14 protein-coding genes are annotated in these 12,404 nt (G+C 72.4%); 9 read left to right on the forward strand and 5 right to left on the reverse strand.

The annotated features are described in order from the left end of the window. Positions 1-4 precede the first annotated feature (4 nt). From ACX9MN_RS01875 to ACX9MN_RS01895, 5 genes are all read left to right on the forward strand, one after another. On the forward strand, positions 5-349 hold the full coding sequence (locus ACX9MN_RS01875) for a phasin family protein (protein WP_091679819.1): 345 nt from the start codon (positions 5-7) through the stop codon (positions 347-349). Between the two features lie 205 nt (positions 350-554). After that, positions 555-941 (forward strand): ATP-dependent Clp protease adapter ClpS, encoded by a 387-nt coding sequence (clpS, locus tag ACX9MN_RS01880; protein WP_026605344.1) that lies wholly within the window; start codon positions 555-557, stop codon positions 939-941. A gap of 38 nt (positions 942-979) precedes the next feature. After that, positions 980-3,466 (forward strand): ATP-dependent Clp protease ATP-binding subunit ClpA, encoded by a 2,487-nt coding sequence (gene clpA, locus ACX9MN_RS01885; protein WP_026605345.1) that lies wholly within the window; start codon positions 980-982, stop codon positions 3,464-3,466. 92 nt (positions 3,467-3,558) lie between these two features. Continuing rightward, the gene (locus ACX9MN_RS01890) at positions 3,559-3,843 is read left to right on the forward strand and encodes a hypothetical protein (protein WP_020095819.1); all 285 of its coding nucleotides are present in this window, start codon (positions 3,559-3,561) and stop codon (positions 3,841-3,843) included. Positions 3,844-3,910: 67 nt separating this feature from the next. Beyond that, complete coding sequence (locus ACX9MN_RS01895) at positions 3,911-5,209, forward strand: flavin monoamine oxidase family protein (protein WP_489723605.1); 1,299 nt, start codon at positions 3,911-3,913, stop codon at positions 5,207-5,209. A gap of 21 nt (positions 5,210-5,230) precedes the next feature. Here the strand turns inward: ACX9MN_RS01895 and ACX9MN_RS01900 are convergent, their stop codons facing one another. Genes ACX9MN_RS01900 through egtB form a run of 3 tightly spaced genes read right to left on the reverse strand, consistent with a single transcriptional unit; the run spans position 5,231 to position 8,584 of the window. Beyond that, positions 5,231-6,295 (reverse strand): adenylate/guanylate cyclase domain-containing protein, encoded by a 1,065-nt coding sequence (locus tag ACX9MN_RS01900; RefSeq protein WP_056525392.1) that lies wholly within the window; start codon positions 6,293-6,295, stop codon positions 5,231-5,233. A 27-nt stretch (positions 6,296-6,322) separates the two neighbouring features. After that, positions 6,323-7,297, reverse strand: coding sequence for an L-histidine N(alpha)-methyltransferase (egtD, locus tag ACX9MN_RS01905; protein ID WP_489723606.1), 975 nt, complete (start codon positions 7,295-7,297; stop codon positions 6,323-6,325). Positions 7,298-7,315: 18 nt separating this feature from the next. Beyond that, a complete protein-coding gene (egtB, locus tag ACX9MN_RS01910; RefSeq protein WP_056525387.1) occupies positions 7,316-8,584 on the reverse strand; it encodes an ergothioneine biosynthesis protein EgtB in 1,269 nt (422 codons plus the stop codon). A 294-nt stretch (positions 8,585-8,878) separates the two neighbouring features. On the opposite strand from egtB, the gene murI reads away from it, so the two are divergent. Together murI and ACX9MN_RS01920 are read left to right on the forward strand one after the other, a co-directional pair. Beyond that, positions 8,879-9,754, forward strand: a complete 876-nt coding sequence (gene murI, locus ACX9MN_RS01915) for a glutamate racemase (protein ID WP_205833387.1) — start codon at positions 8,879-8,881, stop codon at positions 9,752-9,754. 113 nt (positions 9,755-9,867) lie between these two features. Beyond that, positions 9,868-10,584, forward strand: coding sequence for a cache domain-containing protein (locus ACX9MN_RS01920; RefSeq protein ID WP_489723607.1), 717 nt, complete (start codon positions 9,868-9,870; stop codon positions 10,582-10,584). Between the two features lie 59 nt (positions 10,585-10,643). Here ACX9MN_RS01920 and ACX9MN_RS01925 read toward each other — a convergent pair whose 3' ends face one another. Then, entirely contained in the window at positions 10,644-10,835 is a 192-nt protein-coding gene (locus tag ACX9MN_RS01925) for a hypothetical protein (RefSeq protein ID WP_489723608.1), read from the reverse strand. Between the two features lie 425 nt (positions 10,836-11,260). Beyond that, positions 11,261-11,473: a hypothetical protein gene (locus ACX9MN_RS01930; protein WP_020095827.1), complete on the reverse strand. Its 213-nt coding sequence runs from the start codon at positions 11,471-11,473 to the stop codon at positions 11,261-11,263. Positions 11,474-11,715: 242 nt separating this feature from the next. Between ACX9MN_RS01930 and ACX9MN_RS01935 the strand changes: the two genes are divergently transcribed. Next, complete coding sequence (locus ACX9MN_RS01935) at positions 11,716-11,928, forward strand: hypothetical protein (protein WP_020095828.1); 213 nt, start codon at positions 11,716-11,718, stop codon at positions 11,926-11,928. A gap of 106 nt (positions 11,929-12,034) precedes the next feature. Continuing rightward, positions 12,035-12,292, forward strand: a complete 258-nt coding sequence (locus ACX9MN_RS01940) for a hypothetical protein (protein WP_042673854.1) — start codon at positions 12,035-12,037, stop codon at positions 12,290-12,292. The last annotated feature ends 112 nt before the right edge of the window (positions 12,293-12,404 follow it).

A 12,404-nucleotide genomic window follows, 5' to 3' on the forward strand; every position in this document is an offset into this window, starting at 1 on the left:
GGCGATGCAGAGACCCCCTGCCCTCCCCCTGAGCCCGGTCGCCTCCGGCTTCGGGACGCCCCTGCGGCGGTTCGGGATCGCGAGCCGGGCGGCCCAGACCCTCGGCATCGAGTATCTCGACTCGGTCAAGAAGGCCCTCGACGATCTCGGGGCGACCTGGGGGGCGCTGGCGGCGGCCCGCAGCCCGACCGAGATCCTGGCGGTGCAGGCCGCGTACCTGCAGCGGGCCGGGGAGCGCGCCGCGGCCCGCTCGGCCGCCGCCGGCGACGCGATGCTGGGCCTGACCGGCGCGTTCCTGCGGCCGAAGGCGGTGGCGCCGGCCGCGGCCCGTCCCGGCCCGGCGCGCTAGCGGGTCGGCCATCATGCATCGGGGACGCGCGGTGCAGGGCGGACAAGTGCGCACAGGCGTCTGGCGAAGTCGGCTCACCGTCTGTAGATTAAACGGCGTGGAGCTGAGCGCTGCTCCCGGCAGGCCAGGATCAGGATCGGCCGTGAGGGCCGGCGGCGCCCGCTCCGAGCAAGGGATCGGTTCGACGCACATGAGACAGGTCCCCATGCAGGGCACCGCGAGTTCGACCAGGGAGCACCGGCCGGCGCGTATCGCGGTCACGGCATCCGGTTCGCGCACGCCCGGGGGCGACGACCGGTCCAACACCGCGATCATCACGCGCACGAAGCCGCGGACCAAGCGGCCGAGTCTGTACCGGGTACTCCTTCTGAACGACGACTATACGCCGATGGAGTTCGTGGTCCTGGTGGTCGAGCGGTTCTTCAACAAGAGCCACGAGGACGCCTACCAGATCATGATGCACGTGCATCAGAACGGGGTCGGCGAGTGCGGGGTCTTCACCTACGAGGTGGCGGAGACCAAGGTGACGCAGGTCATGGACTTCGCACGCAAACACCAACATCCTCTCCAGTGCGTTATGGAAAAGAAATAGGCGCCGCTCGCGGTAGGCACGAAGGACAGAGGCCAGCTTTGCCAAGCTTCTCACGCAGCCTAGAACAAGCCCTCCACCGCGCCCTGGCGCTCGCCGGGGAGCGCCGGCACGAATACGCGACGCTGGAGCATCTCCTGCTCGCCCTGGTGGATGACCAAGATGCGGCCGCGGTCATGCGCGCCTGCAACGTCGAGATCGACACGCTCAAGCGCAGCTTGGTCGACTACGTCGACACCGAGCTCTCCAACCTCACCGGCGATGGCCGGCAGGACGCCAAGCCCACGGCCGGGTTCCAGCGCGTGATCCAGCGCGCCGTGATCCACGTCCAGTCGTCGGGCCGCGAGGAGGTGACCGGCGCCAACGTGCTGGTGGCGATCTTCGCCGAGCGCGAGAGCCACGCCGCCTACTTCCTGCAGGAGCAGGACATGACCCGCTACGACGCGGTCAATTACATCAGCCACGGCATCGCCAAGCGGCCCGGCGCCTCCGAGGCGAAGCCCGTGCGCGGTGCCGACGAGGAGGGCGCGTCCGAGCGTCCGAGCGACGAGGGCGATCCCCGCGGTGCCAAGAAGAAGGGCGACGCGCTCGACGCCTACTGCGTCAACCTCAACAAGAAGGCCCGCGACGGCAAGATCGACCCGCTGATCGGCCGCGAGAGCGAGGTCCAGCGGACGATCCAGGTCCTCTGCCGCCGGCAGAAGAACAACCCGCTGCTGGTCGGCGATCCCGGCGTCGGCAAGACCGCGATCGCCGAAGGTCTGGCGCGCAAGATCATCCAGCACGAGGTGCCGGAGGTTCTCGCCGACGCGACCGTCTTCTCCCTCGACATGGGCACGCTGCTCGCCGGCACCCGCTACCGGGGCGACTTCGAGGAGCGCCTCAAGCAGGTGATGAAGGAGATCGAGGCGCACCCGAACGCCATCATGTTCATCGACGAGATCCACACGGTGATCGGCGCCGGCGCGACCTCGGGCGGGGCCATGGACGCGTCGAACCTGCTCAAGCCGGCGCTCGCCTCCGGCACGCTGCGCTGCATCGGCTCGACCACCTACAAGGAGTACCGCCAGTACTTCGAGAAGGACCGCGCCCTGGTGCGGCGCTTCCAGAAGATCGACGTCAACGAGCCGTCGATCCCCGACACGATCGAGATCGTGAAGGGCCTGCGGCCGTACTTCGAGGAGTTCCACAAGCTCAAGTACACGACCGAGGCCGTGAAGGCCGCGGTGGAGCTGTCGGCCCGCTACATCAACGACCGCAAGCTGCCCGACAAGGCGATCGACGTGATTGACGAGACGGGCGCCTCGCAGATGCTGGTGCCGGAGGCGCGCCGCAAGCGCACCATCGGCATCAAGGAAATCGAGGCGACCATCGCCACGATGGCCCGGATCCCGCCGAAGACCGTCTCCAAGGACGACGCGGTGGTGCTCCAGCACCTGACCGAGAACCTGAAGCGCGTGGTCTACGGACAGCCGAACGCCATCGAGGCCCTGACCTCGGCGATCAAGCTGGCCCGGGCCGGCCTGCGCGACCCGGACAAGCCGATCGGCTCGTACCTGTTCGCGGGCCCGACCGGCGTCGGCAAGACCGAGGCCGCCAAGCAGCTCGCCGCCTCGCTCGGCGTCGAGATGCTGCGCTTCGACATGTCGGAGTACATGGAGCGCCACACGGTGAGCCGCCTGATCGGCGCGCCCCCCGGCTACGTGGGCTTCGACCAGGGCGGCCTGCTCACCGACGGGATCGACCAGCACCCGCACTGCGTGCTCCTCCTCGACGAGATCGAGAAGGCGCATCCGGACCTGTTCAACATCCTGCTGCAGGTTATGGATCACGGGAAGCTAACCGACCACAACGGCAAGCAGGTCGATTTCCGCAACGTCATCATCATCATGACGTCGAACGCGGGCGCCTCGGACCTGGCCAAGGCGGCCTACGGCTTCACCCAGTCGAAGCGCTCCGGCGACGACGTCGAGGCGATCAACCGGCTGTTCGCGCCGGAATTCCGCAACCGGCTCGACGCGATCATCTCGTTCGGCCACCTGCCGAAGGACGTGGTGGCGAAGGTGGTGGACAAGTTCGTCCTCCAGCTCGAGGCGCAGCTCGCCGACCGCAACGTCACGATCGAGCTCTCCGATGAGGCCCGGGACTGGCTGGTGGAGCACGGCTACGACGACGCGATGGGCGCGCGCCCGATGGCCCGGCTGATCCAGTCGACCATCAAGACGCCGCTCGCCGACGAGGTCCTGTTCGGCAAGCTGAAGGACGGCGGCGCGGTCCGCGTGGTCGTCCGCAAGCCGGAGGACGGCGAGGCCAAGGCCGGCGCCAAGGACAGCCTGGGCTTCGACTTCCCGGCGGGTCCCGTGACGCCCAAGCCCGAGAAGGACGTGACCAACGCCGCCAAGCGCCACAAGCGCGCCAAGCCCCGCACCGCGGCCCGGAAGAAGACGCCGAAGGACAACAAGGGCGGCGGCGGCAGCTCGGGCGGCGGCGTCCGGACCGTGCCGAAGGTGCCACTCGTGCGCGCCTAATGGTGTGCAGGCCGGCCGGCGGCCTTCCGGACTCGGGGGCCGCCGGTCTATGACCGCCGCGACGCGCATGCGCCGCGGCGAGGAGGCGCCCGATGACTGACAACCTGCACGAGGGACCTCTGTCCCCCGTCGCGCAGCCGGCGCCCCCCAAGAAGCTCACCCGGCGCGAGGAGCGGCGCCGGCGTCGCCAGCGCCGCCGGCGCGGCGAGGAGGTGCTGGCCTGGGTGCTCGTGCCGTTCATCTGCTTCGGCATCTACTGGGGCATCGCTGCCGGCTTCGACTTCTTCGGCACCTCGCCGGGCCAGGTCTGGGACCAGCTGATGCAGGTCAAGGCCATGATGGAGAAGCGTTCGGGTCCCCAGGGCGCGCGCGGCTAGCGCGCCGCCGCGGGTCCCGGCGCGCGGGAGGCGACGCCTCCGGAGACGGTTCCGAGCGGGCGCGCCCATGACACCGACCCGTCGATCGCTGCTCGCCGCCCCCCTCCTGGCGATGCCGGCCCTCCGGGCCCGCGCCGGCGGCGGATCCGTGGTCGTCGTCGGCGCCGGGGCCGCGGGGCTCGCGGCCGCCGCCCTCCTGCGGGCGGCCGGGCAGAGTTTCACCCTCGTCGAGGTCCGGGACCGGATCGGCGGCCGCGCCTTCACCGACCGGGCGCTCGGCGACGCGTGCCGGTTCGACGCCGGCGCCGAGTACATCCACTGGGCCGAGCGCAATCCCTGGGCGCCCATCGCCCGGGCGGCCGGGGCGCACGTCGCTCGCGAGGACGGCTGGGCGCGGCGGCTCGTCGTCGACGGCCGTCCCGCCACCGTCGCCGAGGCGGCGCAGCGGCGCGCCGGCTTCTCCGGCCTCGACGCGCTGCTCGCCCCGAGGGGCGGCGACCCGTCCCTGGCGGAGGCGGCCCGGGCCGGCGGCCCCGACGCCGCCCTGGCGGCGGCCGGCCTGAGCCGGCTCTCCCTCGGCGAGGATCCCGAGCGGGTCTCGGCCGTGGACTACGACCGGCTCTGGTCCGGCTCCGACCTCTGGATCGACGGCTACGGCGACCTCGTGGCGCGGCACTTCGCCGACCTGCCGGTCAGCCTCGGCTGCCCCGTGCGGGCGATCGACTGGTCGGGCCGCGGGGTCCGGGTCGAGACGGCGCGGGGCACGATCGCGGCCGCCGCCGCCATCGTCACGGTGCCGGTCGGGGTGCTGAAGGCCGGGGCCGTGGCGTTCGCGCCGGACCTGCCGGACGCCGCCCGGACGGCGCTCGACGGCCTGTCGATGGGCGCCTACACCAAGATCGGCCTGCGCCTCGACCCCGCGCGCCTCGACGGTGCCGACCTCGGCGACGCGGTCTCGGTGGCGACGGGCGGCCCGACGATCTACTTCGAGATGCAGCCCTTCGGCCGGTCCCTGGCGGTGGCCAATCTGGGCGGCGACCTCGCGCGCGACCTGTGCCGGGCCGGCGAGGCGGAGGCGGTGGCGCTCGCCACCGAGCGCCTGGTCGCGGTCCTCGGCGGCGGCGCCCGCAGCGCCGTCCAGGCCGGGCGCCTCGCCGGCTGGTGGACGGACCCGCACGCACGGGGCTCCTACTCGATCGCCGCCCCCGGCCACGCGGAGGCCCGCGACCGCCTGCGCGCGCCGGTCGGCGGGCGCGTGTTCTTCGCCGGGGAGGCGCTGGCGGGCGGCGGCGCCATGACGGTGGGCGGGGCGACCCTCGACGGCGAGCGCGCGGCCCGGGCGGTGCTGAAGGCGCTCGGCGCCTGACGGGCCCGTCGCCGCGGCGGTTCAGGCGGTCGCGGCGCGGCTCGGAAGCGGTCGCGCCGGTGCCGCGACGGCGGCCCGGCGCCGGATCGCCGCCACCGCCAGGGGCTCGGCGCGGCCGCGCAGGGCGTGGGCCCCGAGATCCTCCGCCACGAGGTCGTCCGGCAGCGGGCCGAGCCGGGCGAGGAGGTCGGCCGAGACGAGGACGTCGACCCCCAAGGTCTTCGACAGGGCCTCCAGCCGGGCCGTCGTGTTCACGACGTCGCCGAAATACGCGATCTTGTGCCGCTCCAGCCCGATCTCGGCGGTCACGACCGGGCCGCAATGCAGCGCGGCGCGGAACTGCGGCACCTGCCCGAAGCGATCCCGCCAGCTCTCCGCCTCGGCGGCGAGGCGCTCCTGGAACGCGAAGACGCAGCGCAGGCAGGCGGCGTCGCGCAGGCCCCGCTCCATCGTCCAGGTCACCAGCGCGAGGTCGCCGACGTAGTCGTCGATCGAGCCGCGGGCGCGCGCCACCGGCAGCGCCAGGGCGTTGAACACCTGCCCGAGATAGGCCTGCGCCGCCCTGTCGCCGTGGCGGTCGGCGAAGCGCGTCGACCCGGTCACGTCGAGGAAGAGGAAGATCCGCTCCTCGCTGATCGGCCGGTGGTAGCGCCCGATCAGCAGGTTGGCGAAGACGCCGGGGCCGATCAGGTCGCGGACCCGGAACACGAACACCACCAGGGCCGAGATGCCGAGCGCGTAGAGCAGGCCGGACTGCGACATCAGCATCGCGTTCCGCTCGCTGTACATGAAGCGGAACAGCTGGTTGAGCACCGTGCTGGCGACCGCGTTCCCGACCACGATCAGCGCGATGTAGAGCGCCACGGTGGCGAGAAGGAACAGCGGCGTCGCGAGGCCGCGGATGCGGTCGCGCAGGCGCGGCGCCAGCAGCTGGCGCTCGTAGAGCAGGATCGGCGTGCCGATGATCGCGCCGCGGATCGCCGTCCCGGTCAGCGGGGCGATCCCGAAGATCACCCCGTAGAGGAGCCCCGCCAGGGCTCCCAGGGCGGGCGCCACCAGCAGGAACCAGCGCGGGCCGAAGCGCATGGGTTCGCGTGCCCCGCCCGGCCCCGCTCAGTCCAGCCGGAGCGCGTGGACCGAGAACAGCTGGTCCGGGTCGGTCCAGACCGTCAGCCACGTCCAGCCCGCCCGCTCGGTCAGCGCGCGGAACGTGGCCGGCGTGTACTTGTAGCTGCTCTCGGTGTGGATCGTCTCGCCCGCCGCGAACGCGAAGGTGTCGGCGCCGACCCGCACCGCCTGGGCGTCGCGGGCGACGAGATGCATCTCGATCCGCGAGGCGTCGGTGTTGAACACCGCCCGGTGGCTGAACGCGCCGGGCTCGAAGCGGCCGGCGAGTTCCCGGTTGATCCGGGTCAGGAGGTTAAGGTTGAAGGCCGCCGTCACGCCCTGCGCGTCGTCGTAGGCGGCCTCCAGCACCGCCGCGTCCTTCACGAGGTCGACGCCGACGATCATGTGGGCGCCCGGCCCCAGGATCCGCCCGAACCGGCGCAGCAGCGCCTCGGCCTCGTGCGGGTCGAAGTTGCCGATGGTCGAGCCCGGGAAGAACCCGGCGCGCGGCAGGCCGTTCAGGCTGTCCGGCAGGTCGAAGTCTCGGGTGAAGTCGGCCACGACCGGCTCGACCCGCAGGTCCGGGAAGTCGCCCCGCAGGACCTCCGCCTGACCGCGCAGGAACTCGCCGGAGACGTCCACCGGCACGTAGGCCGCGAGGGTGTCGAGGTGGCGCAGGAGACGGCGCAGCTTCACGGTCGAGCCGCTGCCGAACTCCACCAGCGCCGCGTGGGCCGGCAGCAGCGCGGCGATCTCGGGCCCGCAGGCGTCGAGGATGCCGATCTCGGTCCGGGTCGGGTAGTATTCCGGGAGCCGGGTGATCGCCTCGAACAGCGCGGACCCGGCCTCGTCGTAGAAGTATTTCGGCGACAGGGCCTTCTGGGGCTTGGACAGGCCCGCGCGGACGTCGTCGAGGAAGCTCAGCGGCGGCGCGTCCAGCGTGACCGGCGTCGCGTCGGCGAAGGTGGGCTTGATGGTCAAGGGCGGCTCCGGGGCGCGTCAGGCGGCGTCGGCGAGGCGCAGGCCGGTGAACTGCCAGCGCTGGTGCGGATAGAAGAAGTTGCGGTACGGCAGCCGGGCATGGCCCTCGGGGGTCGCCACCGACGAGCCCCGCAGCACGAACTGGTTGGCCATGAACTTGCCGTTGTACTCGCCGAGCGCCCCCGGGAGCGGCCGGTACCCCGGGTAGGGAACGTAGGCGCTGCGGGTCCATTGCCAGACGAGGCCGAAGGCGTCCGGCAGACTGCCGTCGCGGGCCGCGACCTCCCACTCGAACTCGGTCGGCAGGAAGCGGCCGGCCCAGCGGGCGTAGGCGTCGGCCTCGTAGTAGCTGACGTGGGTGACAGGGGCGTCGAGATCCACCGGGCGCTCGCCGCCCAGCGTCATGGTCGCCCACCCCTCCCCGTCCCGGCGCCAGTAGCCGGGGGCCTCCCAGCCCTCCGCCGGCCCGGCATACCAGCCGTCGGAGAGCCACAGCTCCGGCTTGGCGTAGCCGCCATCCTCCATGAAGGCGAGCCACTGGCGGTTCGTCACCAGCGCCCGGTCGAGGCGGCCGGCCGGGATCAGCGTCTCGTGCCGGGGCGACTCGTTGTCGAACGAGAACCCCTCGCCCGCATGCCCGATCCACGCGATCGCGCGGTCGAGGGTGACCTGGCCGGCCTGCGCCGCCGCCTTCGGGAAGCGCCAGTCCGGGTCGTAGGCCGGGTTCAGCGGGTTCTGCGCGAAGGCGTGCAGGATGTCGGTGAGGAGGAGCTCCTGGTGCTGCTGCTCGTGGTAGAGGCCGATCTCCAGGATCGGCAGCACTGCCTCGAGCGCGCGCTCGGAGGCCTGGCCCAGCAGGGCCTCGACCGCCCGGTCGATATGGGCGCGGTAGGCCGCGACCTCCGCCATGGTCGGGCGGGTGATCATGCCGCGCTGGATGCGCGGCTGACGGGGACCGGCCGCCACGTAGTACGAGTTGAACAGGTAGTGCAGCCGCGCGTCGTAGATCGCGTAGCCCGGCAGGTGCTCCCGCAGCAGGAACTGCTCGAAGAACCACGTGACGTGCGCCCGGTGCCACTTGGTCGGGCTGGCATCGGCCATCGACTGGACCTGCTGGTCTTCCGGCGAGAGCGGCGCGGCGCGGCGCTCGGTCTCGCTCCGGACCTGCCGGTAGGCGGCGATCCAGGCGGCCCGGTCGATCGGCCTGGCCGTGACGTGCGGCGGCGGGAAGGCCGGTGCCGCGGGGTCGCGTCTCTCGTCCGGGCGCAGTGCGGCTGTCGCTGCCATGACGATGATCCCTTTTTTCGGGCCTGACCGAGAACCGTCTTCTCGACCCCGGCCGGCGCGCAGAAGATATGTTCCGGCCGTGTTCCGACAACCTCTGCAAGAGCGGACGCGGCGGCTTCGCGTGCGCCTGGTCGGCGCGCGGTCGCCGCTCGGCCCACCGGGCCTCTTCGCCGCGTCGGCGCGCCGGTTAACGGAACGGGTTGGGGATCACGGGTCTTTCTCTCGCCGCAGTGACACCGCCTTAACCCTCGCTGCCGAGATTTTGGGACGCTCTTCGAGGAGTCCGGGGTTCTCATGCGGATCGATCTGATGGCCGGGGCCAGCCTGTCCGCCGCCGCTCTGCGCTGCGCCGCAGAGCCGACCATCCTGGTGTTCGATTCCGGCCTCGGCGGCCTGACCGTCCTCGACGCGGTGCGGCGCGCCCGCCCGGATGCCCGCTACGTCTATGTTGGCGACGACGCCGCCTTCCCGTACGGCCGGCTCTCGGAGGCGACCCTCGTCGCCCGCGTCCTCACCGTGATGGAGCGGCTGGTCGCGACCCACCGGCCCGACCTCGTGGTCATCGCCTGCAACACCGCCTCGACGCTGGTGCTCCCGGCGCTGCGCCAGCGCTTCACGACGCCCTTCGTGGGGGTGGTCCCGCCGATCAAGCCCGCCGCCGAGGCGACGCGCTCGCGGCTCGTGACCCTGCTGGCGACGCCCGGCACGGTGGCGCGCTCCTACACCCACGACCTGATCGCGACCTACGCGGGCTCCTGCGCGGTGACGCTGGTCGGCTCGCAGAACCTCGCCGGCTTCGCGGAGACCGAGCTCGCGGGCGCGCCGGTTGACGACGCCACCCTCGCCGCCGAGATCGCCCCCTGCTTCGTCACCGAGGCGGACGGGCGGCGCACCGACGTGGTCTGCCTCGCCTGCACCCACTATCCGCTGCTGCTGCCGCGCCTCCAGGCGGTCGCGCCCTGGCCGGTGACCTGGATCGACCCGGCGCCCGCCATCGCCCGGCGCGTCGTGCAGCTGATCGGCCCCCTCCCCCGCGAGGCGGACCGGCACGGCTCGGCGCTCGGCGCCTTCACGGCCGGCACCTGCCTGACTGACGCCCTGCGCGCGGCCCTCGCCGCCCGGGGCATCGGCGACGTCGCCGTGGAGGCGGTGCCGCTGCCGATGCAGTGAGGCAGTGCGGCGTCTCTCGCCCTGTCATCCCTTGTTCGGGTGATGACCGGTTCAGGCTGACAGGTCTCTCATTCCACCGGTTCGACACGTCATGTTGAAAGCGGGAGAGGCCGATGGCGTCCAGGGCTTCGAGACTGGCGATCCTCGCGCTGCTCGGACTGGGACCGGTCGCGCCGGCCCGGGCCTGCGGTGACGGTGAGGCTCCGGTATCCTGCGGCGATCCGAGCCCGAATGGCTTCGCCTCCTGGATGCTCGGCCGCGTCGATCGGGCCCTGAAAGCCGACCGGACCCGGGCGCTCCAGGACTTCACCGACGGCACGCGCGGGTTCCGCACCGCCGACACCTACGTGTTCTGTATCGATGCGGACGGCGTCATGACCGCCCACCCGAACCCGATCCTGAAGGGGCACGACGTCCGCGACCTGCACGACCGGACCGGCCACCACTTCATCCGCACGATGCTGGACACGGCCAGGCCCGGCCAGATCTCGGTGATCCGCTACCTGTTCCCCAAGCCGGGCAGCACCGTCGAGGAGCCCAAGACCACCTACTACACCCGGGCCGGGGACCAGACCTGCGCGGTCGGCGTGTACGACGCCGACGCCGCGGCCCCGACGGTCGCGACGCCCGAGGGCCGCGTCGCCCTGCTGCGCCAGAAGCTCGACGGCCAGATCCCGAGCAGTGCCCGCGCGGACTGGACCGCCTTCCTGGAGGCCCTGAACGCGCAGGGCGCCGAGAAGGCGACGGCGATCGCCGAAGCCCGGCGCGAGCTGAGGGCGGCCGCGAGTGCGCTGGATCAGGCCGGGCTCGGCGCGGCGCGCGGCGAGTAGGCGGGGCGGCCGGGGGCGGCTCGGGCGCCGCGTCGGGGTCGCCTGTCAGGCCGTGCCCGTCACCGCAGGATCTGGGCGCCCGCGATCTGCGCCGTGGCGACCGGGGCCGCGTCGGCCTCGGCGGGAACGACCAGATGGACGAACAGCATGCCGGCCGCGACGATGAGCGCCAGGGCGAGGATGCGCCACAGTTCCAGGATCGGCTCCTGCGCCGGGGAATCCTGAATCGCTCGGTTCGTCTCGCTCGGCATCGCTTCCGCTTTCCCGCCTGTGACCCTCCGGATCGGACACCCGGAGGATGAACGCTTGGTAAAATCCGCCCCGATCGGCCCGGCCCGCCGAGGCGGGCTCGGCGGGGAGCGGGGGGCCGGCGTCGGGATCGTCGCCGCCACCGCGAGGCAGAGGGAGCGGGCGCTGGCGATCGCCTCGCCGACCGGGGCCGTGTCGCAGCGGAATGGGGCCGCAGCAGGACGGGCCCGGTCCCGCGGCGTGCGGTGCCGCACCCGCTGACGTTGCGGCCGGGGCGCGGTCCCGGTCACGAGGCCGAGCGCGGAGGCCGCACCCCGTCGTCTCGGATCCACCCGCACGTCCCGGAAGCGAGTGGGACGGGCTCGGGTGAGACGTCGATGGCCGGCGCGGATCCGGGCCGGTCCCGGTGCCCGCAGGTCCGGTCGACCTACGCGGCGGCCGGCAGGGCGGCGACCTCGCAGCTGTCGGCGCGCAGGCGCCAGTCGACCACCCGGGCCCCCGCGCAGAGCAGCGCCTTGGCCTGCCAGACGGCCGACACCTCCGACGGCGCCCGGACCAGGATCGCGCGCTGCCGCACCCGGTGCTCGTGGCCGGTATCATCCGCGACGGTCTTGTAGAAGGTGACGCGATAGAGGCGCATGGTCCGGGCTCCGGTTGGGCGCGGGGATCTTGGGAGACCGGGGCGGCGCGCGCATTGATCCCGCGCAAGGACGGGACGCCCGCCACGCGCGCGGGCGTCGCGGGTGGGCGCAATCAGTTGTCGACAGTTGAATACGGGGCGATACAGGGCGTTGATTACATTCGCGGGAATGGTCTAGCTTCATCAGCAATCGTCCGCAGTCCGGAACGGTCCGCGGCGGGGCTCCAGACCGGGAGTGCCTGATGTTCGAGAGCGTGTTCTGGGGTGCGGTACTCGTCGCGCTGATCGGTTCGGCCGCGCTGGTGGCGATCGGCGCCAGCGTCCAGCCGCGGTTGGGTCGCAAGATGGAGATGGACGCGCGCCTCGCCGATCCGCGCCGCACCTTCGGGCGCAAGCGGCGCTGGGCGCGTCCGCCGCGGACGATGCGGCGCCCCGGCCTGCTCCCCATGCGGTGACTAGCGCTGCACCAAAGACGTACATCTCCCGCCGCCGGCTCGCGTGATAGCTACCTGTTCACTGCGGAAATGCAGTGTTCACGCCGGGCTGGAGGGATCGGTACTGATGAGCGTGCGTCAGATTTGTGATCAGGTTCGGATCGCCGAGCAGGCCTTCACCGCCGCGCTCGGCAACATGAAGGCCGCAGGCCTGCGCGAGTCGCTGACCCGCGAGCTCCAGGAGATGGAGAGCGCCGAGATCGACGCCGGGCAGGACGCGGCCGCGGCGCGGTCGGCCTCCTGGAAGCGGGTCAAGATGCTGCACGGGCTCGGCTACCCGGTGGATTTCGGCTGGCTCCACGCCGCCGCCAGCCCGGTCCGCTGAGCGGCGCCGGCCGGCGCCGCCCCGCTGGCAGATTGTTTGCCGGCTCCCGGATCGGGTCGGCGCTCTCGCCCGTTGTGCCTGCCGGGTGTCGTCGCACCCGGCCGCCGCGCCG

It is taken from the genome of Methylobacterium sp. 1A, assembly GCF_058072805.1.